General features: G+C 61.7%; 18 protein-coding genes and 2 pseudogenes. 13 read left to right on the top strand and 7 right to left on the bottom strand.

All coding sequences use genetic code 11. The annotated features are described in order from the left end of the window. Positions 1 to 446: 446 nt before the first annotated feature. Entirely contained in the window at positions 447 to 2,255 is a 1,809-nt protein-coding gene (locus QQ977_RS03935; RefSeq protein ID WP_285927656.1) for a PGF-CTERM sorting domain-containing protein, read from the top strand. 171 nt (positions 2,256 to 2,426) lie between these two features. Here QQ977_RS03935 and QQ977_RS03930 read toward each other — a convergent pair whose 3' ends face one another. Further along, the gene (locus QQ977_RS03930) at positions 2,427 to 3,200 is read right to left on the bottom strand and encodes a hypothetical protein (protein ID WP_285927654.1); all 774 of its coding nucleotides are present in this window, start codon (positions 3,198 to 3,200) and stop codon (positions 2,427 to 2,429) included. Positions 3,201 to 3,291: 91 nt separating this feature from the next. Between QQ977_RS03930 and radB the strand changes: the two genes are divergently transcribed. Continuing rightward, positions 3,292 to 3,993 carry a DNA repair and recombination protein RadB gene (gene radB / locus QQ977_RS03925; protein WP_285927653.1) on the top strand — a complete coding sequence of 234 codons (702 nt, stop codon included), beginning with the start codon at positions 3,292 to 3,294 and terminating at the stop codon, positions 3,991 to 3,993. Positions 3,994 to 4,053: 60 nt separating this feature from the next. Here the strand turns inward: radB and QQ977_RS03920 are convergent, their stop codons facing one another. Both QQ977_RS03920 and QQ977_RS03915 read right to left on the bottom strand, forming a co-directional pair. Next, positions 4,054 to 4,299, bottom strand: a complete 246-nt coding sequence (locus QQ977_RS03920) for a HalOD1 output domain-containing protein (RefSeq protein ID WP_285927651.1) — start codon at positions 4,297 to 4,299, stop codon at positions 4,054 to 4,056. Between the two features lie 176 nt (positions 4,300 to 4,475). Beyond that, on the bottom strand, positions 4,476 to 5,633 hold the full coding sequence (locus QQ977_RS03915; RefSeq protein WP_285927649.1) for a CBS domain-containing protein: 1,158 nt from the start codon (positions 5,631 to 5,633) through the stop codon (positions 4,476 to 4,478). A 113-nt stretch (positions 5,634 to 5,746) separates the two neighbouring features. On the opposite strand from QQ977_RS03915, the gene QQ977_RS03910 reads away from it, so the two are divergent. The 5 genes from QQ977_RS03910 (at position 5,747) to QQ977_RS03890 (ending at position 11,165) form a co-directional block, all read left to right on the top strand. Beyond that, the gene (locus QQ977_RS03910; protein ID WP_285927648.1) at positions 5,747 to 6,052 is read left to right on the top strand and encodes a lycopene cyclase domain-containing protein; all 306 of its coding nucleotides are present in this window, start codon (positions 5,747 to 5,749) and stop codon (positions 6,050 to 6,052) included. 203 nt (positions 6,053 to 6,255) lie between these two features. Further along, positions 6,256 to 7,002 carry a CAP domain-containing protein gene (locus QQ977_RS03905; protein WP_285927647.1) on the top strand — a complete coding sequence of 249 codons (747 nt, stop codon included), beginning with the start codon at positions 6,256 to 6,258 and terminating at the stop codon, positions 7,000 to 7,002. A gap of 69 nt (positions 7,003 to 7,071) precedes the next feature. Further along, positions 7,072 to 8,805, top strand: coding sequence for an ABC transporter substrate-binding protein (locus tag QQ977_RS03900; protein ID WP_285927645.1), 1,734 nt, complete (start codon positions 7,072 to 7,074; stop codon positions 8,803 to 8,805). Positions 8,806 to 8,865: 60 nt separating this feature from the next. Beyond that, on the top strand, positions 8,866 to 9,726 hold the full coding sequence (locus QQ977_RS03895) for a phosphatase PAP2 family protein (RefSeq protein WP_285927643.1): 861 nt from the start codon (positions 8,866 to 8,868) through the stop codon (positions 9,724 to 9,726). A 38-nt stretch (positions 9,727 to 9,764) separates the two neighbouring features. Next, entirely contained in the window at positions 9,765 to 11,165 is a 1,401-nt protein-coding gene (locus tag QQ977_RS03890) for a cryptochrome/photolyase family protein (RefSeq protein ID WP_285927642.1), read from the top strand. A 7-nt stretch (positions 11,166 to 11,172) separates the two neighbouring features. Here the strand turns inward: QQ977_RS03890 and QQ977_RS03885 are convergent, their stop codons facing one another. Continuing rightward, positions 11,173 to 11,496 carry a hypothetical protein gene (locus QQ977_RS03885; protein WP_285927640.1) on the bottom strand — a complete coding sequence of 108 codons (324 nt, stop codon included), beginning with the start codon at positions 11,494 to 11,496 and terminating at the stop codon, positions 11,173 to 11,175. On the opposite strand from QQ977_RS03885, the gene QQ977_RS03880 reads away from it, so the two are divergent. The 3 genes from QQ977_RS03880 (at position 11,495) to QQ977_RS03870 (ending at position 14,245) form a co-directional block, all read left to right on the top strand. Next, a complete protein-coding gene (locus QQ977_RS03880; protein WP_285927638.1) occupies positions 11,495 to 12,730 on the top strand; it encodes an RNA-guided endonuclease InsQ/TnpB family protein in 1,236 nt (411 codons plus the stop codon). The two genes, QQ977_RS03885 and QQ977_RS03880, sit on opposite strands and share 2 nt — an antisense overlap. Positions 12,731 to 12,790: 60 nt before the next feature. Further along, positions 12,791 to 13,168, top strand: coding sequence for a hypothetical protein (locus QQ977_RS03875; protein ID WP_285927637.1), 378 nt, complete (start codon positions 12,791 to 12,793; stop codon positions 13,166 to 13,168). Between the two features lie 147 nt (positions 13,169 to 13,315). Further along, positions 13,316 to 14,245, top strand: a complete 930-nt coding sequence (locus QQ977_RS03870; RefSeq protein WP_285927635.1) for an A/G-specific adenine glycosylase — start codon at positions 13,316 to 13,318, stop codon at positions 14,243 to 14,245. A gap of 334 nt (positions 14,246 to 14,579) precedes the next feature. Here the strand turns inward: QQ977_RS03870 and QQ977_RS03865 are convergent, their stop codons facing one another. Continuing rightward, positions 14,580 to 15,425 carry a hypothetical protein gene (locus tag QQ977_RS03865; RefSeq protein ID WP_285927634.1) on the bottom strand — a complete coding sequence of 282 codons (846 nt, stop codon included), beginning with the start codon at positions 15,423 to 15,425 and terminating at the stop codon, positions 14,580 to 14,582. Between the two features lie 209 nt (positions 15,426 to 15,634). Between QQ977_RS03865 and QQ977_RS03860 the strand changes: the two genes are divergently transcribed. Further along, entirely contained in the window at positions 15,635 to 16,579 is a 945-nt protein-coding gene (locus QQ977_RS03860; protein WP_285927633.1) for a tetratricopeptide repeat protein, read from the top strand. Here QQ977_RS03860 and QQ977_RS03855 read toward each other — a convergent pair. Next, positions 16,576 to 18,001, bottom strand: a pseudogene (locus tag QQ977_RS03855) (ISH6 family transposase). The gene QQ977_RS03860 and the pseudogene QQ977_RS03855 overlap by 4 nt on opposite strands. A 98-nt stretch (positions 18,002 to 18,099) precedes the next feature. Here QQ977_RS03855 and QQ977_RS03850 point away from each other — a divergent pair. Then, positions 18,100 to 18,552: pseudogene (locus QQ977_RS03850) on the top strand (A/G-specific adenine glycosylase); the annotation flags it as partial. 58 nt (positions 18,553 to 18,610) lie between these two features. Beyond that, the gene (locus QQ977_RS03845; RefSeq protein WP_285927632.1) at positions 18,611 to 19,216 is read left to right on the top strand and encodes an NADPH-dependent FMN reductase; all 606 of its coding nucleotides are present in this window, start codon (positions 18,611 to 18,613) and stop codon (positions 19,214 to 19,216) included. Between the two features lie 11 nt (positions 19,217 to 19,227). Here the strand turns inward: QQ977_RS03845 and QQ977_RS03840 are convergent, their stop codons facing one another. Beyond that, positions 19,228 to 19,893, bottom strand: coding sequence for a hypothetical protein (locus tag QQ977_RS03840; RefSeq protein WP_285927631.1), 666 nt, complete (start codon positions 19,891 to 19,893; stop codon positions 19,228 to 19,230). Positions 19,894 to 20,167: the final 274 nt, after the last annotated feature.

The following is a 20,167-nucleotide window of genomic DNA, read 5'->3' as shown; positions in this document are numbered from 1 at the left end:
ATCACTCATTCAAACTGAGACTTGTGCCGTTTCAGCTTCCGTCGACTGTTCTGTATACTAAACTGTGGGTAGTCACATTCTAGCCCGTGCTCTCAGAGCGTACGTCGGGATGGATGACAGCTGTCTGTGCGACGGCTATACGGGCTCGAGCGCGGGTTTACACGTCGGCGAAGGCATACTGCTGTTGTCGCACCTGCAACCGTTGTGTTCCCTGCAACGACGATCTCGCTGTCTCAACGCTCTGATTTATTCAAGAGAACAAATATTTGTATATATTCTGTATTCGAAGGCTTTTGTCCAGTTCGGTAGCCGATACGTGTGTCGTCTTGTTGCTCATGGCAGCTTCCAGATAACAAAGACGGTCATCGAAATAGACCGGTTCGCGTCGCAGACGTTCAGCAATCGGCGACTCTCACGGGTCGTATCAATGCTGTTGCGACAAACACATGAAACGTAGCATACGATTCACGACGGTTCTCGTCGCCGCGATGGTGGCCATCGCTATGACCGGGATGGCCATCCCCGCCGGCGCGAACGACGGTACAGCTCCGACGAGCGACGTACACGCGATGGAGAACGGAGAGGATCTCTACCTCTCGTTCGGTGCCGACTTCGACGACGAGAGTCTCGAGGAATACATCGAGAAGTACGCAGACGACAACCCGAGCGACGACGCGAACGCGGAGGTCGTCCAGTACCAGGACGTTAGCCAGGTGAACGTCCACGAACAGGGTCAAGCCGTCGCCATCTCGATCGATGGCGGTGATGCGACGGCCATCCAGGACGTGGCCCAGCAAAATGACAACGTACAGGAAGCTGACGCCACCGCGGAGAACCACGAGACGACGTTCGAGGACGTCGGTAACGTCTACGTGGTCGTGGGCAACGGCTCCGACAAGCAGTTCGACGGCTGGGGAATCGTCGACGACGGTGACTCGACGGTCACCCAGGCCGCCGAAGCGGCTGTCTCCCAGACGCAGGACGTGAGCCAGGCGAACGTCAACCAGAACACCACCGCGTTTGCGCTCGCCGAAAACGAGAGTACGGCGAATGCGCTGCAACAGACCCAACAGTCCAACCTGAACCTCCAGGAGGGCTCGGCGAACGCGACGAACGTTTACGCCAGCGACCTCGAGGACGGGGAGACGGACCGATACGACGAGCACAAGAAAGGCGACGACGACCGCCCGAACGCCCAGCAATCGGCCGACGCAGACGTCGAACAGATTCAGGAAGTCGACCAGGTGAACTCCTTCGACGGAAGCGCAGTCGCGATCGCGGTGGGTGAAGACTCCGTTGCGACGGCTGCCCAGATCGCCGAACAGTCGAACCTCAACGAACAGATCGGCACGGCCGAAGCGATGAACGTCCTGATGGACGCCGCTGGGATGAACGTCGCGACCGCGAACACCGACGGCGGCACCGACGTCGTGGACCAGGATAGCACGGAGTATCCCAAGCCAACGGACAAGAACGACGACGATCCCCACGACGGTGACGTGAGCCAGACTGCCGAGGCCAGCGTCACGCAGTACCAAAGCGCCGAGCAGCTGAACGTCGAACTCAACAGTTCGGCCACGGCGATCGCTACGAACGGCAGCGAGGCCGAAGCGATCCAGCTGACCTTCCAGCAGAACGTCAACGCGCAGGTCGGCTCCGCCGAGGCGCTGAACGTCTTCTTCGAGGACGCGACCGACGACTGCGAGTACGAGGACGGATACGACTACGATGGAGCCGTGCTGACCGAAACGACGAGCGCGACGATCGGCGGTGACGGCGTCGAGGACGCCGACCGGACCACCTTCGACTACGACGGCGACAACGACCAGCTCAACGACGTCGATCAGTACTCGACCGCGGAGATCGAACAGAGCCAGGACGTGACGCAGGTGAACCAGAACTCGAACAACGCGCTCGCAGTCGCCGAGGACGACGGTAACGCCTCCGCGTTCCAGATGACTATACAGGAAAACGAGAACGTCCAGATCGCCTCGAGTGAGGCGACGGCAGTCGAAGAGGGGTCGATCGACGACGAACGAGACGATAAGAAAGACGAGGCCGAGAAAGACGATAAGAAAGACGAGGCCGAGAAAGACGATAAGAAAGACGAGGCCACGAACGACTACGACGACGAGAAAGCCGATACCGAAGCGGCCGACGAAACGAAAGAGGAGGCGATGCCCGGATTCGGCGTCGCCGTCGCCCTCGTCGCAATGCTCGCCGCTGCGATGCTCGGACTGCACACAAAGCGGTGAGTCGACGACGCGACAGTGTCGGTCAACGGACGCTGAAACCCGGTCCCATCTCGCGGTCTGTCACCGTCGGTGACGGCCGCTCGAGCGCGACCGGGTGACTCCGACGATCGTTATTTTTTGCCGGGGTCGAGGACGACGTTCCGGGATCGGGAAACGGACGACGACTGGCGTTCAACCGTTCTCGTCGCCGGGCTCTGGCTCGAGATCGGTGTCGGTATCCCGTCGCCGATGTTCGGAAAGTGCCTCTCCGATCGTCAACTCGCCGGCAGCGACGCGTCTGGCGAGCCCGTCGTCGATCGCCCGGTTCGTCTCGCTGTGTTCGCGCGAGCGTTCCTTGATCCGGCGGAGTTCGCCTTCTGTCGGCTCGATCTCGCGGGCGTCGACTGGCTCGCCCTCGAGGCGGGCGATGTTGACCGCCGCGAGCACGTCGCCCATCCCCCGCGTTCCGGTCCCCAGGTAGGGCGTCGTCCCGGTTTCGTCGACGAGTTCGACCCGGACGTCCTCGAGGTCGGTGATCAGCTGTGCTCCCTGGAGACGTGCGCCGTCGCCGATCCTGACGACTGGATCGGGAGCGTCGGTGATCTCGCGTTCGACGACGTCGACGGCGTCGGCCAGCGGAACCTGAAACGCCGCGACGACGGTCTCGCCGGTGAGAACGGCGATGCCTGGCTTTCGGCCGGGGTCGACGCCGACGACGGTGCGGCCACTCCCGCTCCGAAGCGTCGCGAGCGCGCCGTCGACGGCTCGTCTCGCCCCGTCGGGGTCGGCGACGACCGTCTGTGCCTCGGGAAAGGCCCCGGCGTACTCGGCGTCGGTGACGACGACGCTCGTTCGCTCGGGAAGCTCCTCGTCGGGTTCGATCGTCGTGAACGTCACGCCGCGTTCGCGCAGCTCGTTGACGACGCCGTGGTAGACTTCGAAGTCATCGGTGGCGACGACGATCACGGATGCAGTTGCGTCGCCGGCGGATAAACGTGTTCCGCACGGACGACGCGTGTCCGGGAGCTTTTTGCTCGCCTGCACCTCAGGTCCGGGCGTGAACGACGAGGCGATTCCGACCGGCTGTGCGCCGGTCGACGAACTGTTGGGGGGAGGGTTCGAACGCGGCACCGTGACCCAGCTGTACGGCCCGCCGGCGTCCGGCAAGACGAATCTCGCGTTGAGCGGCTCGATCGAGGCTGCCGCCGCCGGGGGGACGACGGTCTACGTCGACACCGAAGGCGTCTCCGTCGATCGGTTTCACCAGCTGCTCGAGGCCCGAACCGACGACGTCGAGGCGGTCGCGTCCCGGATCGTGATCGAGGACGCCCTCGATTTCGACGAGCAGGCAGAAGCCGTCCGGGACGCCGAGGAGTTCGCCGACCGGGCGGACCTGATCGTCCTCGACAGCGCGACCGGCTTCTACCGGCTCGAACGCGGCGACGACGACGCAGAAGGCGACGCCTTACGACGGGTCACGCGACAGGTGACACACCTGCTCTCGCTTGCACGCAAACACGATCTGGCGGTCGTCGTCACAAACCAGGTGTTCGCCGACCCCGACGCCGACCGAACCCGGCCGCTTGGCGGCAACACCTTAGAACACTGGACCGGAGCCGTCGTCCGCCTCGAGCGCTTCCGTGGCGGCAACCGTCGGGCGACGCTCGCGAAACACCGCTCGAAACCCGCCGGCGAGTCCGTCCAGTTCCGAATCACGGAGACGGGACTCGAAGGGAGCGATGCGACGGAGAGAGTGTAACCGACGCTTCGGACGTGTCGCGTTCGCAGAGTCGGTTCCGGAACGACCGGCGACGAGTCGCTAGTGGCGTTTCTCGAGGCGAACTTCCTCCGCCGTCACCTCGACGTCGAAGCCGTCGTACTCGAATCGAATCTGCACGTCGTCGCCGCGGTCGACGAGCGCATCGAGGGCGTTCGTGGGTATCGATCCATAGAGCGTGGGAAGCTCTTCGCTAGGAGTGTTGCTGACTCTCGCAACGGCTCTCGTGACTGCCACCGTCGCGGATTCGCCGTCTTCGATACGCCGTCGGTATTTGTTCTTGTTCATGATACTCAAACCCAGATTCGAGATATAAGTGGTTGGAGTCGATTCCTATCTCGAGAGAATCCGGGCGAACATATTCGCATAGATAAATAATCACGACGACTCGATCGGCACCTCCCGTCCGTACGCTTCGACCGTGTGTGGACGGACGAAACGAAACGCGGACCGAGCGCCGACGCCTACAGCTCGTTCAGCTTTCGCAACAACTGGCCGCGATACTCCTCGTCGTGTTCGAGCCCTTTCAGCTCGAGGACGTTGCGCTCGAGTTTGTCCATCGCGACCCGGAAGGCGTTCTCCGCGCCGTAGCCCTCGCCGGAGCCGGCGACCTGGCCCTTGTTGGTCCGCAGGCGGATCTGGCAGGCGATAAGCGGCGTGCCACGCAGTTTCTCCTTGTGTTCGTGAAAGCGCACGTGAGCGTGAAACACCTGCATGTCGGCGTACTTATCGGAGACTTCCTCGATGTGCTGGACGATCGACTGACGCGAGATCGTATCGATCAGTGAGATGTTCGTGATCTGGACGTCCATGTGCTCGCGTTCGGTGTAGGTAAGCGCCCGGAGCACGTCGGTCTTGGTGATGATGCCTTCGATGGCGCGGTCGTCGTGGTCGGGCGTGACCACGAGCCCGCCGTAGTCGCTCTCGAGCATCCGTTCGACGGCCTCGCGGGCGGTCTCCTCGATCGAGGCCGTCTCGACGGGGCTGTTCATGATGTCGTAGACCGGCACGTCGAGCATTCGGTCGGTGTCGCCGACGCGGTCGCCGGTCGTCGTCGTCTCGTTTTTCCGGATGGCGAAGTCGGCGATGTCGTGGGTCGTCACGACACCGGTGAGATAGCCGTTCTCGTTGCGCACGGGCAGCCTGGAGATGCCGTGTTCTCGCAGGTAGTTGATCGCCTTCCCGATGCCGTCGTCTTCCTCGAGCGTGACCGGATCGTCGGTGTAGACGTCCGCGACGGTGATCGCGTCGAGATTCTCGAGGACGCCCTCGAGGATGGCGTCCGTGCTGACGATCCCCCAGAGGTCGTCGTTCTCCATGACGGGTGCGATCTTTGCGTTCCCCTCGATGAGTTTGCGGGCGACCTCGCGGACGTTTTCCTCTCGGCCGACCGTCGGGGCCGGATCCGTCCGGCTCGGTTTCGTGAGCGCCGCCACCGTGGCGTCGTCTTCGACGTGTGACTGAAGCACCTCGCGCTCGCCGATCACTCCCTCGTACTCACCGTCGTTCGTGACGATGAGCCCCTTCGGATTTCCGTTTTCGAAGAGAGAACGAACCTGTCCCATTCGCGTCCCGGCATCGACCTCGACGTAGTCCGTGGTGGCGATCTCGGCGATATCCATCGTTTCGCGCGAGGCTACTCGCGCGACGGTATTCAACGTACCGCCCGCACACGTCTGGGTGACTGTGTGGCGAGCACACGCCTTTTTCCGGATGGCCGTCGAATCGGTGTGTCATGGTTCCCGACATTAGCGTCTTCGGCCGGTACACCTACCTCGTCACGGAGGTCGTCTGGGGGACGGTCGCCGCCGCCCTCCTGTGGCGTGCCGACGCCATAGACAGGGCCGCCGTCACGATCGCTGCGCTGTATCCGATCGCGTATCTCTGGGACCGGTACACCCTCGCCGTCGGTGTCTTCTCGATCGATCTCCGGACGGGGATCGACGTCGCCGGTATCCCGCTCGAGGAACACCTCTTCATGGCCGTCGTGCCAGGACTGGTCGTCGGCGTCCACGAGACGATATTCGGCGAGACGGGCTGATACGGATTGCTGTACCGATGTACCGGTGCAACCCAGAACGGTCGCGGTTGCGCCGGTACAGACGTACAACGGTCCGTACGATACCCGTCCGAACGGATCGACACACGGACTGCACTCGAGCCGTCGTCCGCCGCGACGAGATTGCTCGCACTGTCCGCGAGTCAACGGCACTGACTTGTCCTCGGCCGACGAACGGCAGACGAATGCCCGGTCCCCGCCGCGTCGACGCTCCGTCGGCCGCCTCGAGCGACGGTTCCGGCCCCGTTCGTGCCGTCGCCCGCGTCCTCTTCGCTATCCTCCGGATGCTCGTCGTCGCCGTCGTTCTCGCGGCGCTCGTCGCCGGTGCCGTCCTCGTCGGCCCGGGACTGATCGACGACCTCGAGGATCGGACGGGTCCGGTCGGCTTCGAGGATCCACCACCGGCCGGCGACCGCGACCCCGACCGGGTCGATCCGGCAGATCCCGGTGAGTCGACCTACGAGGCCGCCGGCGGAACGGTCTCGTCGGCCGCCGTCGAAGACTACGTCCACCACGAGGTCAACGATCGGCGGGCCGAACGCGGTCTCGATCCCATCGAGTGGGACGGCACTATCGCGTCGGTCTCGCGAGCCCACAGCGCCGACATGCACGAGCGTGCGTACTTCGAGCACACGAACCCCGACGGCGAGGATCCGATGGATCGCTTTACCGACGTCGCCGGCTACTGTCGGGCCTACGGCGAGAACATCGCGATGACCCACCTCGAGCGGCCGATCGCCCAGCCCGACGGCGGGACGACCAGACACGAGACGCCGGAGCAACTCGCCGCGGGACTCGTCGACCAGTGGATGAATTCGCCGCCACACCGGGAGGCCATCCTCGAAGCGTCGTGGGATCGAGGCGGCGTCGGTATCTATCTGACCGAGGACGGACAGGTGTTCGCGACGCACAATTTCTGTGAAACGCCGTGACGCCCACAGGGACAGAGACTCCGCCGGCCGAAGAAACGTCTATACCTCGCGGTGGCCAACGTGTCGACAGTGACGAGTGAATCGATCGGCCGACGGCGGCTGCTCGCGGCTGCGGGAGCGGCGGCGACCGCGTTGGCCGGCTGTTCGGACGACCTCCGGTTTCGAGCCGGCAACTCCGCACCCGAGCAGGTGTCACTGACCGTCAAGACGCCGCCGCCGGACGACGATCCGATCGCGGCGAAGATCGCCAGCCAGCACGCCGAAAACCTTCGGGCAGCGGGAGTAGACGCCGTTCCGGAACCGGTCGATCCGCCGGAGCTGTACCGCGAGGTCCTCCTCGAGCACGACTTCGATCTCTTCGTGACGCGCCATCCGGGGTTCGACGATCCCGATGCGCTTCGAGCGCTGTTACACTCCGATTTCGCCGGCGAACGGGGATGGCAGAACCCGTTCGGGTTCTCGGATCCGACGGTCGACGAGCTGCTCGAGCGGCAAGCGACCGACGACGACCGCGAGGAGCCGCTCACCGAACTGTTCGAGTATCTGTTAGCGACGTCGCCGTACACCGCGATCGTCTTCCCGGATCGTCTCGGCGCGGCCAACTCGTCGCTCGGACTCTCGGCGCCACCACGTCGGCCGGTGGAGTTCGTGCAGTTGCTCGAGCACGTCTCCTCACAGCACGACCGAGAGGAGCCGGTCCGGGCCGGGCTGTTCGGCCAGGTAAGCATCGACCGGCTCAACCCCGTCGCCGTCGACGTCGCGGACGTCGAGTTCGTCTGTGATCTGCTGTACGATCCCCTCGTTCGCGAAACGCCTCGAGGCTACGTCCCCTGGCTGGCCGACGACGTCAGGTGGGACGAAGACGGCGAACTCGAGGCGACTGTCCCGTTACGAGACGGCTTGACCTGGCACGACGGGACGTCGATCACGCCCGGAGACGTCACGTTCACCGTCGCGTTCCTCGAGGATACCGCAGACGGTGCGACCGAGAGTCCACTCCCCGCGCCACGACACCGAGGACTCGTGACCGCCATCGACGGCGTCTCGAGAGTCGGTCGGAGGGCCGTCCGGTTCTCGTTTGACGATCGCTCGAGGGCAGTCGCCCGGCGGGCGCTGACGATCCCGCTGCTTCCCGAACACGTCTGGGCCGACCGCACCGAACCGATCGACGAGTCGCTCACCGAGGCGTTGGCCTGGGACAACGAGGAGCCGGTCGGTTCCGGTCTGTTCACGTTCGCGGACGCGAGCGGCGACCGACTCGAACTCCAGCCGTACGACGACCACGTCCTTCGGCGGGACGGCGTTCCCGGCTACGAAGACCTGCTCGAGGGAGATCACGGGGACGCCGGACTCGAGTTTCGAGTCTCGCCGACCGCGACCACGGTGGTCGAGACGTTGCTCGCGGACGACGTCGACCTCGTTCGTGGGTCGTTCACGCCGAGTACGCTCGAGCCCGTCGCGGACGACCCCGGCACGTCCACGATGGGGACGTCGACGCGATCGTTCTATCTCGTCGGCTACAACACCCGTCGCCCGGAGCTCGGGAATCATCGGTTCCGCGAGGTCGTCTCACAGCTGGTCGACCGTCGATACGTCGTCGACGAGTTCTGCGACGGACGTGCCGAGCCGGCGCTTACCCCCGATGCACTGGTCGGCGTGTTCGGCGACGAGTGGCGATCACAGCGCCCGGACGTCCTGACCTTTCCAGGCACGGACGGCGAGATAGACCCAGACGTGGTCCGCACTCGGTTCGAGGAGGCCGGGGGGTATCGCTACGACGAGGACGGAAACCTCCTCGCGTGAACGTCCCGGCAGGGTCTGTGAATCTCACCGTTTAAACTGCTGGACGTCCATCGGTTCGGTATGGTGCTCGCCGGGGTCTTGCTCGAGCTCGCGGTGGTCGTCGCGACGATGCTCGTCACGGCGACGCTCGTCTTCGTCGGTCCACGGCGGTTCACGACCGCACTCCGGGAGTTCAGACCCCGCGTCCGCGCCTGTGCGCTTTCGCTTTCGGTGCTCGCCGGCGTGTTGTTCGTTCGCTGGAGCACGCAGGACGTGATGCCGTGGCTCTCCTGGCGGATCATCGGCCAGAACATCACGCCGTACATCTACGCGCTTGAGCGGACGGTCTTCGGTGAGAACCCCGTCCTGGTACTGCAATCGTTCCAGACGCCCGAACTCACCTCGTTTTTCGTCTTCGTCTACATCTACGGCTACGCGTTCTTGCTTTCGTTCCCGTTTATCGCGTACTTCGCGCTCGAAGAGACCGACTATCTCTCGACGCTGATCGTCGCGTTCACGGCCAACTACGGGATCGGGCTGGTCTGTTATGCCCTGTTCATCGCGTACGGTCCGCGAAACTTCGACAACATTGCCTTCGACGGGTTGCTGTACGAGACGGTTCCGCAGTACGGCTACCTGACACACACGGTCAACCAGAGCGTGAACGTCTTTCCGTCGTTGCACACGTCGCTGTCGGTGACCGTCTTCCTGCTGGCGTGGCTCACCCGCGAGGAGTACCCGCTGTGGGTACCCGTCGCGGGCGTACTCGCAGGCAGCGTCGTCCTCTCGACGATGTATCTCGGTATCCACTGGTTCTCGGACGTCGTCGCCGGGACCATCCTCGCCGCCGTCAGCGTTCACATCGGCGTCAACTACACGGTCGAAGGCGTCCTCGAATCGGCACGACGCTCGCTCGAGGGCGGCATCCCACCCGGCGGATAGCAGATCACGTTTTCCGTCGTGCGGTCGTTGTCACGCGTATGCATATCCACTGGCACCGGCGGGACCTTCGGCCGGCGGACAACCGCGGACTCTCGGCCGGCACCGAGCGTGGCCCGGTCGTCCCGGTCTTCGTCTTCGACCCGACGATTCTCACACACGCCTCGTCCGTCCGCGTGGCCGCCATGCTCGAAGCCCTGTCCACACTCCGGGATAGCTACCGTGCACACGACAGCGACCTCGTCGTCGCCCACGGGGAGCCGAGCGCGGTGTTGCCCGACCTCGCTTCCGAGTACGGGGCCAACGGCGTGAGCTGGAACGACGACTACAGCGGCCTCGCCCGCGAGCGCGACCGGGCGGTGACCGCTTCACTCGAGGACGCCGACCTCGAGGTCACGACCTGTCAGGACGCCATCGCCCACGAGCCGGGCTCGATCACGCCGAACCAGGGCGAGCACTACTCCGTCTTCTCGTACTTCTGGACGAAGTGGCGCGACCGGACGAAAGCCGATCCGGTCGACCCGCCCGCCGCCGACGAGCTCGCGGCCGTCGAGGGCGAGCCCCTGCCGACGGTCGCGGAGCTGGGATTCGACGAGCCCGAGGCATCACTGCCGGCCGTCACCCGGCCGGCCGGGCAGGCCCGCCTCGAGTCGTTCTGTCGGGAAGACATCTACCGCTACGCCGAGGATCGGGACTACCCGGCCAGAGAGGGAACCTCGCGACTCTCGGCACACCTCACGTGGGGAACGCTCGGGGTCCGGGAAGTGTACGCCGCGACCGAGGACGCGATAGCGCGTGCCCGGTCCGACGCCGACCGCGAGTCGGTCTGGGAGTTCCGACGTCAGCTCGCCTGGCGGGAGTTCTACGCCCACGTCCTCGCCTACAACCCCGAGATCGTCCGCGAGAACGTCTCGAGGTACGAACGCGAGATCGAGTGGCGAACCGCCCCCGACGAATTCGCGGCCTGGCAACGCGGGGAGACCGGCTACCCGATCGTCGACGCGGGGATGCGCCAGCTCCGTGCGGAGGGGTGGATGCACAACCGCGTGCGGATGCTCGTCGCCTCGTTTCTCACGAAAGACCTCCTGATCGACTGGCGGGCGGGCTACGACTGGTTCCGACGGAAACTCGTCGACCACGACACGGCGAACGACGTCGGCGGCTGGCAGTGGGCCGCCTCGACTGGCACAGACGCCCAGCCGTACTTCCGGGTGTTCAACCCGATGACACAGGGCGAGCGATACGACCCCGACGCCGCCTACATCAGGGAGTACGTCCCCGAACTCGAGGGCGTCCCGGCCGAGGCGATCCACGCCTGGGACGACCTCGAGCCGACCCGACGGCGCGACCTCGCGCCCGACTATCCCGCGCCGATCGTCGATCACGCAGACCGGCGGGAGCTTGCGATCGAGACGTTCGAACGCGCGCGTGGCGACGATTGATTGAGAGCTAGAACTGGTACCGACGTTCGTCGTCCATCGACGGATACCGGTCCTCACCGGTCATCTCCTCGAAGGTCATCCCCGTGAGGTACTCGTCGTAGGTGACGTCGTAGCCCGACCGCAGGTGGAAATCGAGGTTACCGGTGTCGACGGCCGTCTGAAAGAGCATGTGGACCGCCCGCCGGACGAGTTCGTCGGTCTCGTCGGGCTCGAGTGCGGTCTCGAGCAAGGCGAGCTCGTTCCTGGTCTCCCGATCCAGCGAGACGGTGAGTTCCTCGCCCAGTTCGGAGTAGCTGTCCTGCATCTCCTCGTTCAACTCCTCGAGGCTCATGGCCGGGACAACCAGCCACGGCCCCATATCGCTTTCGAGCGAGCCGTCGACTGGAGGAGTCTCACAGAACGTTCGCATACTCCTCTACTGGAAACCTGCGAGCGAAGCCGAAGCCGCTATCTACGACGACCTTCGTGAAGAAACCGACTACCTGCACGCGAATCTCGTCCAGAAGGCTATCAAACGCGCCACCGACGACATTGACAACTGCGTTGACCGGCTGGCAGACGGTGAGAACACCAGCAAACCCCATTACGACACGTTCAGCATCGTCTACGATAAGCGGGCAGCGACCTACTACCGCGATAAAGTAAGTCTCGCCACCGTCAACGGCAGAGTCGAATGCGAATACGACCTACCCGACGACCCAGACGGCACACCACATGGCGAGTACTTGCTGAACGACGAGTACTCTTTTTCGACCAGCACCGTCCACTACGACAGCGAAGCCGACGAGTTCTACCTGCACGCAGTGATGGAACGGGAACTCGACGTTACTCGTCCTGAGAAAGCCGAGCATTCGAACGTGCTTGGCGTGGACTGCAACGTTGATGACCACATTGCAGTGACCTCAACGGGTGCATTCGTCGGGAACGCCGACTACCTCAACCACCAACGCCGCGAGTTCGAAAAACGACGTGCCAGCCTCCAACAGACTGGAACACGGAGCGCCCATCTGACGTTCCAACGGATCGGTGATAGGTTCGGTCGGTGGAGCGAAGACTATCTTCATCGGTGTTCCAAAGAGATCGTCGCGGAAGCCAAGCGCCACGGCTGTACGCACATCGCCTTCGAGGACTTGGAGCGGATTCGAGAGCGTATCAGCGACGACAAGAGGTTTCAGCAGTGGGCGTTCCGCGAGCTGCAAGAACAAACCGCGAACAAAGCAGAACTGGCTGGCATCGTGGTCGAAACAGTCGAACCGTCCTACACCAGCCAGCAATGCTCGAAGTGTGGGTGTACACTCGAAGAAAACCGCGACGGGCAACAGTTCAAGTGTCTTGACTGCTCGTACTCGGCAAACGCTGACTACAACGCAGCGAAGAACGTGGCCCGAAAATTGGCACTGAAACTCCAGCGAGGGCAGAAGTCCCCCGCTGGAGGGGCGTTCTGTCAGTACGCCCTGAAGTCGGGAACGATGACCGTGAACGCTACTGAAGTGGCGTCCGACGCCTACGTGTCGGCAGAACGGGAGTCCACTGACAAGCCAACGGCTTCAGCCGTTGGTAGCTGACTTGCCGATCTTATCGATAATATGACTAACCTATAAGGGCTGGTGGCAAAACATCCAGCTATGACAGACAGTACGCCGTTCGCATTCACGAGTGGACTCATCATCGGCGTTGTGTTGGTCGTGCTTGGCATCGGCGCTTGGGTTCTCACCGACTTCGCCAGTATGACGGCGCTCATCCCGGCTCTCTTTGGCATTCTCGTCGTTGGATTTGCAACTGTAGGTCAGGAGACCGACCGCGAGCGTCTTGCAGTCTACGGGCTCGGTGCACTGGGAGCGTTAGGTGTTCTGGGCTCACTCCGTGCCGTTCCCGACATAATCGCGTTTGCGACCGGCGAAGAGGTTGACTCCGCTGTCGCCGTGGCTTCGCAAGGGAGTATGATCGTCCTTTGTCTTGCACTGGTGGTTGTCTCAACTCGTGCTGTGTTGGCAGATCGTTGACCGTACGCTGGTGTTGTATATTCGCCCTGTCTCTTGCACGCCACGAAAGACAGTATCTGAATCTGGTACGTTGACTGGCGGTCAGTACGCCCCGCTATGACAGCGTTATCGGCAGGCCTAAAGGGCGTTCGTTCCCAACGACGGGCGATGACCGATCCGGACACCGAGTGGACCCTGCCCGAGGACCTCGCGGCCGTCCGCCAGGCCCTGCTCGCGTGGTACGAAGACGACCACCGCGAGTTCCCGTGGCGACGGACCGACGACCCCTACGAGATCCTCGTCTGTGAGGTGATGAGCCAGCAGACCCAGCTCGAGCGCGTCGTCGAGGCCTGGGAGGGCTTTCTCGAGCGCTGGCCGACGACAGCCGAGCTCGCGGCGGCCGACCGCGCGGACGTCGTCGGCTTCTGGACCGACCACAGCCTCGGCTACAACAACCGCGCGAAATACCTCCACGAGGCGGCCGGACAGGTCGAGACGGAGTTCGACGGCGAGTTCCCGACGACGCCCGGGGGGCTCGAGGAGCTGATGGGGGTCGGCCCCTACACCGCCAACGCGGTGGCGAGTTTCGCGTTCAACGCGGGCGACGCGGTCGTCGACACGAACGTCGAGCGGGTCTGTTATCGCGCATTTTCGGAAATACATAATACAGAAGATCCACCGTATCAGAAGCTGGCGGACGAGTTAATGCCGGATGGCCGATCTCGCGTTTGGAATAACGCTATTATGGAACTTGGTGCCGTCGCCTGCAAGAAAACACCCCGATGTGATGAAGCCGACTGTCCGTGGCGAGAGTGGTGCGACGCCTACGAAACAGGTGACTTTACTGCCCCTGATGTACCAACTCAGCCCAGTTTTGAGGGGAGCCGTCGACAGTTCCGTGGCCGGGTCATCCGTACTCTAAGTGAATACGGTGAACTATCGTTAGATGAGCTTGGACCACGGATTCGAGTCGATTACACCTCCGACGGTGACTATGGACAGGACTGGCTTCAGGACTTATTAGACGATCTTTCTGATGATGGGATGGTTCAAACTCTTGAACGAGATGGGAAGACTATTGCTAGACTCCAGCAGTAGCTGCGGTTTATTGATGCTGAAACAGGATTGGCGCAAGGTAAAATTAGTCTGAATCTCAATCTATCCACGAAACCTACACACGACATTCGAGCTTGTTTGACTGCCAAAGAACGTTGTTACTGATGTCTAAGCAAGGCCGGCTGGTTCTAAGTATAAGAGCTAGGAAAACGTTCTTATGTCAGAACCGTCTCCTTTAGAACAGGAGCTATTGGAGGCTTCACCAAATGACCTTCCAAGAACGACTCCGCTCAATAGAAGAGCGGTACGATGTAGGCGAAAGCGAACATGCCCGTGAACTCGGGCGTACAGTCGCTCATCTTCAGGATTAGCGCCGCTATTCTGACTCTTCGAGATACGTGACAAATTCCATTTTACTGATTCCATCAGTACTAATCAGTTCATCGTGTCCAGCCCGTGTAACCGACTCAATAAGGAACTCTGTACAGAGATCAGTATGCTTGTCCCCGTAATACTCGTAGGCATCTGACTGCGACAGATCAAGATTATACTCCGCGAGATTGATCTCAATATCGTTCTTTCGTTTGACGACGTCACAACCCCATTCTGCAAGCAGAGAAAATGCCGTGGTATTTCGTCGAACAGTGAGGATCCGCTTAGATTCGATAATATACTCGTTGACCCATTTCTTCCAGTCGTACTCTTCAGTGGCAAATTCCGGGAATGAGAATCCTGTTTCGATACTTTCTAGATACCACTTTGCCATACTGATCGATGTCCGATGATTTGCATTGGGAAGCGCATGCTTGAGAATGAGGGTAGACATCAGCTGACCAGCAACATCGACAGCTGCGCAGTCCCAATTGATTCGGTCGATCGCATCGGGGATCCGCTCAAGTTCGATCTGTTTGTATATCTCGAGCTTTGCATCCTCTTCAAGTTCTTTCTCTTCGATTATCTCTTCGAAAATCTGGAGTAGTCGTATAGCTATCGTCCGGTTCTGTGGTGACATCTCATCGAGTGCATCTTCGAAATCATCGTCGAGATTTTCGACTGTCCCACTGGCCCCTTGATTCGTATACAACACGAAGAACTCTTCATCAAGCTCATAACGCTCAATAATTGCGTTCTGTCCAGCGGTTATTTCGTCTTGATCCTGAGTAACGTATGCGAGAGAGTATTGGGGATCATCTGGATAATGGTAATAGATGTAGGCAGTCATCCAATAGACGTAGCCCGTGAAGGTAATTAAAACACACTTCGTTCTAAAGTACTTACCTTACCAAATGATTGGAATCCTCCTTCGAATCGATTGGTAAGGTGGTTCTTTGGTGGAGACTATATCACAGGCCACAATGATTCTTGGCCGCTTTGTCGGGGATGTCCCATTGACACCAGTTGTTTTACCGCCCTCCCTACGTATTTCGACCAATGAGCGACTGTCGCTACTGCGAACAAACTTTCGATGAGAAGACTGCGCTCCGAGAGCATCTCTACGAGTCCCACGAACGTGACGAACTGAGCCGAATCGATCGAAAGCGTGTCGAGCAATACGTCGACGAACACGGCGTAGATGAGAGCAGTAACGACGCAGACACGGACGCCAGTCAATCCATCCAGCGTGAGCAACGAACAGCCAATGCAACAGACGGTACCTATCCTGCAGATGCGTGGGAACTCAGTGATGTCGAAGCACTCTCGACGGACGAAATCGTTGAGAAGCTCGCGGATCACGGCATCGAAACAAACGAGGCGGCGTTTCGGGACCGAGCAGAAGACCTCGCTTCGGCGACGACACTCTCTGAGCAGTGGGAAGCCGAATACGAGGTCGATGCCACAGGCTACGATCAGGACTTTATCTGGATGGCGGCACAGGAACTCTGTGAGCGCTGGGCACCCGAGGTTCCGAATGAAGAACGGATATACGACTTCGTACAGGAGGGACGCGATCTCCGGGAGAAGGGAAACCGCGCTGAGGCCTGCGATCAGTGGCTAACTGCTTGGGAGTACATCCTCGCCGTCATACCCGACGACAGTACGACCATCGGAGAGGCAGACCGAACATTACCGACGTTTCTCTCACTCGAGGCGTTCATTCGAACGCTCGATAGCGATCTTGCCACCGTCGCTGAGAACGATCCGGCGTATCACGAGCACCGACTCGAGTTCTGCCGGGAGGTCTGCGAGCAGTTTCCGGACGCAGACGACGAGTTTCTTCTCGACTTTCGCCACTTCGTCGCCGACTCGCTCGCGGAACTGGGTAGAACCGCTGACAGCAGGGCCGAGTTCGAGGCGCTCATCGAGGAGTATCCCGAGGATCCCTGGGCATACAAGAAACTCGCGGATAGCTACTGGTCCCGTCACAAACTCGTCTAGAGTTCGCCTCTGGTAGCGTCAACTGACACCTCCAATGTCATGGCTGTTTTGGCTGAACGCTCGAGCAGTTCGTCGGCGAACGCCGCGAACTGCTCGGAATCGGCATATCTCACGAGATTGAGCCAGAGGAGCGATTCTAAGCCGGACTCTGTCCATCTCATCCACTGGTTTTTACACCGCTTCGAGATTTCGCCCATGGCTCGTTCAACCACGTTCGATGTCCACAGAACCTCTTGTCCCTCGAGTGCGAGTTCGGCGAATGTGACGGTTGCTTGTGCCCATTTTCGGAGGTACGCCGCTGCTTTTGGAGAGTCCTGTTGCTCTAAGTACCGTTCCAAGCGTCGACTGATGAGTGAAACCGGTCAACCGCACTCGGTTTCACCCATCAGTTCAGGCTTTGAACGCCACTAAGCGCCACGCCTCCTTCGTGAGGTTCTCGAGCGTTTGGTCGATCCGCTCGCGGATCGCCAAACGCTCATTCCTCGGTGCATGGAGCGCAACCGAGTTTTTCAGATGGAACAAGTCGTTTGTGACGTCTGAGGCGATCGCTTTCCGCGTTTCGAGCGAAAAGGTACCGTCCTTCCACAGCTTGTATCCAAGCGTTCGACCGACATGAACGAGATCGAGCTGATGAGATCGATAGCTGGTCTCGAAGGCGTCGACGAGGGATTCCTCGGCGTCACTGACGACCGTCGCGTCGTCAGTGATCGCCTCGTTCTCTTCGAGATCTTCTGCTGTATCGTCCCACGGTTCGTTGACATTGACGTCTAAGAGCGTGGTTTCCGCGTTGTCTTCGGTGATCTGTCCGAGAGTGACGTTGACGTCGTGGTACGTGCAGTGATCGTCCTGGCTATGACACTTCGTTCCGTCAGGAACGACAGTGTCTGCATTCGTCCCAGGAAGCCGATCACGAACGAAGTCACCGAGTTTGCTGCCGTACTCACGGACTCGGCGGTTGATCGTGGTTCTCGAAGGCATCGGAGTGAAGCCGTCGCCGTGGGCAACGGCATCACGAAAGCTGAGCGACGTAGCGAGTTCGGTACTCTGGAGCGAAATATCCTCTTGATAGATGCGCTGCCCGTCGAATTTGATGAGATCTTCGAGAGGGCGGAAGTAGGTAGGATCGTCACCGGTGGCAGCGGTGTCTTTGACGTGATGAAGGGAAAATTCGTGCTCTCCTGCGGTTGTCACAGCTGTTCGTGTTGTGGTTCCGGCGCGCTGGAAACGGCGATCGCCGTTTCCGCGCGCGTGTTTCTCCCCACAGTACGCCTCGACGAGGCGCTCGTCGAGGCTTTTGACAAGCTCCTCGAGGATCGTCGCCTCGAGGTGAAGCTCTGTGAGAGATTCAGCGAGAGTGGCAAGCGGTAGCGTTTTGTCTAAGTCGATGCTAACCGTGACTTGCGCGTCGATTGTGGCGTGCATGGGTCACTTCGGGGTAGGTACCAGAGGTGACCCTGTTTCCACAGGAGTCAGTTACGACTCTAGACGAGTTTGGGACACGACCAATATATTTCCGCAAATATCGCGCCTTCGACGTCCCGGATGACGATCGGGCCTTCGAGCGAGCAGCGAACGAGCTCATGCCCGCCGGCGAGTCACGCGTCTGGAACAACGCGATCATGGAACTGGGCGGCGTCGCCTGTCAGCAGACTCCTCGCTGTGACGAGGTCGGCTGTCCCTGGCGCGAGTGGTGTACCGCCTACGCCACCGGCGACTTCACTGCGCCCGACGTCCCCACCCAGCCCAGGTTCGAGGGGAGCCGTCGCCAGTTCCGGGGTCGGGTGATCGCCACGCTTCGGGAGTACGACGACCTCGAGCTCGACGCGCTCGGCCACCGGATCTGAGTCGATTACGCCCCCGACGGCGAGTACGGCCGGTCGTGGCTGCGAGGGCTACTCGAGGACCTGGCCGAGGACGGGCTGGTCACCCTCGAGGACGGCAGCGAGGAGACGGTCGCACGGCTCCGTCGCTGACCGGTCCGCCGACGGCCCGCCGGCGGGGTTTTTCACGTGGGGAGTCGAGTGGTCGACCGTGACAGAGACCGATTCGGATGGGAGTGGAGAGTCCGTTCGCGTGGTCGCGATCTGTGGCAGCCTGCGCGAGGAGAGTTACACCCGGCTCGCCCTCGAGCGCGCCCTCGAGGAGGCGTCCCGGCTGGGTGCCGAGACGGAACTGCTCGATTTGCGCGAGTGGGAACTGCCGCTTTTCGACGCCGACGTCGACCGCGAGGACGCCGGCGACGCCGCCGCGTTCGCCGCCCGCGTACGCGAGGCGGATTCGGTCCTGCTGGGCTCGCCGATGTATCACGGCTCGTACTCCTCGCCGCTGAAGACCGCACTCGATTACTGTGGCTTCGAGGAGTTCGAGGACAAGACGGTAGGGCTGCTCGCCGTCTCGGGTGGCTCGTTCCCGGTGACGACCCTCGAGCACCTGCGATCCGTCTGCCGGGCGCTCAACGCGTGGGTGCTCCCACACCAGGCGGTCGTTCCGAACGCCAGCGAGGCGTTCGAAGACGGCGCGTTCGTCGAGGAGAGCCTCGAGCAGCGGGTCGCCACGCTCGGTCGGCGAGCCGTCGAGTACGCGGCCATCGAACCGGACCCGGACTCGTTCGAGAGCGACCAGAACGTCGGTGCGTAGGGCGTGGCCAGCTACGAAGTCAGAAGACGGTACAACCGCCGCTGCTGGGCGAGAAACGAGGCACAGCCGAACGCGAGAACGCCGGCGTGAAGTGACTGGAGCTCGAGGACGAGCGTCATTCCCTCGAGCGAGAACGCCGTCGCCGTGAGCGTCCAGTCGAGAAGCCACGCCGTCGAGAGCAAGGCCGTCGCACCGACGGCGACGAGGACGCCCGGAACGGCGATCAGGACCGGAACGAGGCCCGTGTGTGAGGCGGTATCATATACCCGACCGACGCGGAACACCCGTCGTTCGAGGGCGAACTGACCGGTAAGGACGGCCGCGAGGACGACGCTGGCGACGCCGATTCCAGCGAGTCCGGACACGCGTTCGGCGACGAGCAGCCAGACGAGCCAACAGCCCGCCAGGGTGGGAACGGCCACGAGCCGTCGCGGACGCAACACGTCGACGGGCTGTTTCGTCGCCGCCCCGAAGACGCTCACCCGGAGCAACGAACCACAGAAGAGAACACCGAGACCGGCCATCGCCGTCGAGACCGTTCGTGCTTCCGTGACGAGAACGAACCACGCGCCGACGGCGAGCGTCTCGACCAGCGCGGCCGACAGTGCTGCCGTCGTTCCGACGAGGCGGCGCTGTGTCGTTCGACCGAGCATGCCCGGCCGTCGAATGACGCTCATACCACCACGTTGGACTCTACCCGTTTCGTTATGGAAGGCATTAGCTAGCACGGTTGCAGCCACACAAACCGTCACGTAGCCAGTTCCGAGGTCGGACTGTCTCCGACGACTGTCCGCCTCGGCTCGAGGTTTCGAACCGGCCCGGCACGGGAGTCGATTCCGCCGACGACGTTCCCGGACGGCGAACGGTGGGTAGTCGGCGATTGTCGCTCGGAACGACGTCGTTAGGTAGCGAGTAACGGATTACTGTCTGCAAAAAATAATCGAAACGTTG

The organism is Natrialbaceae archaeon AArc-T1-2, assembly GCF_030273315.1.
GTDB lineage: Archaea > Halobacteriota > Halobacteria > Halobacteriales > Natrialbaceae > Tc-Br11-E2g1.
The sequence above is the reverse complement of the archived record's forward strand: the minus strand, read 5'-3'. Positions and strand labels throughout refer to the sequence as shown.

What these genes read in the sequence shown, in the direction of transcription:
- QQ977_RS03935 (WP_285927656.1), top strand. Translation starts at nt 447, where the DNA reads ATGAAACGTAGCATACGATTCACGACGGTTCTCGTCGCCGCGATGGTG.
- QQ977_RS03920 (WP_285927651.1), bottom strand. Translation starts at nt 4,299, where the DNA reads ATGAACAAGAACAAATACCGACGGCGTATCGAAGACGGCGAATCCGCG.
- QQ977_RS03915 (WP_285927649.1), bottom strand. Translation starts at nt 5,633, where the DNA reads ATGGATATCGCCGAGATCGCCACCACGGACTACGTCGAGGTCGATGCC.
- QQ977_RS03910 (WP_285927648.1), top strand. Translation starts at nt 5,747, where the DNA reads ATGGTTCCCGACATTAGCGTCTTCGGCCGGTACACCTACCTCGTCACG.
- QQ977_RS03905 (WP_285927647.1), top strand. Translation starts at nt 6,256, where the DNA reads ATGCCCGGTCCCCGCCGCGTCGACGCTCCGTCGGCCGCCTCGAGCGAC.
- QQ977_RS03895 (WP_285927643.1), top strand. Translation starts at nt 8,866, where the DNA reads ATGGTGCTCGCCGGGGTCTTGCTCGAGCTCGCGGTGGTCGTCGCGACG.
- QQ977_RS03890 (WP_285927642.1), top strand. Translation starts at nt 9,765, where the DNA reads ATGCATATCCACTGGCACCGGCGGGACCTTCGGCCGGCGGACAACCGC.
- QQ977_RS03880 (WP_285927638.1), top strand. Translation starts at nt 11,495, where the DNA reads ATGGCCGGGACAACCAGCCACGGCCCCATATCGCTTTCGAGCGAGCCG.
- QQ977_RS03885 (WP_285927640.1), bottom strand. Translation starts at nt 11,496, where the DNA reads ATGAGCCTCGAGGAGTTGAACGAGGAGATGCAGGACAGCTACTCCGAA.
- QQ977_RS03875 (WP_285927637.1), top strand. Translation starts at nt 12,791, where the DNA reads ATGACAGACAGTACGCCGTTCGCATTCACGAGTGGACTCATCATCGGC.
- QQ977_RS03870 (WP_285927635.1), top strand. Translation starts at nt 13,316, where the DNA reads ATGACCGATCCGGACACCGAGTGGACCCTGCCCGAGGACCTCGCGGCC.
- QQ977_RS03865 (WP_285927634.1), bottom strand. Translation starts at nt 15,425, where the DNA reads ATGACTGCCTACATCTATTACCATTATCCAGATGATCCCCAATACTCT.
- QQ977_RS03860 (WP_285927633.1), top strand. Translation starts at nt 15,635, where the DNA reads ATGAGCGACTGTCGCTACTGCGAACAAACTTTCGATGAGAAGACTGCG.
- QQ977_RS03840 (WP_285927631.1), bottom strand. Translation starts at nt 19,893, where the DNA reads ATGAGCGTCATTCGACGGCCGGGCATGCTCGGTCGAACGACACAGCGC.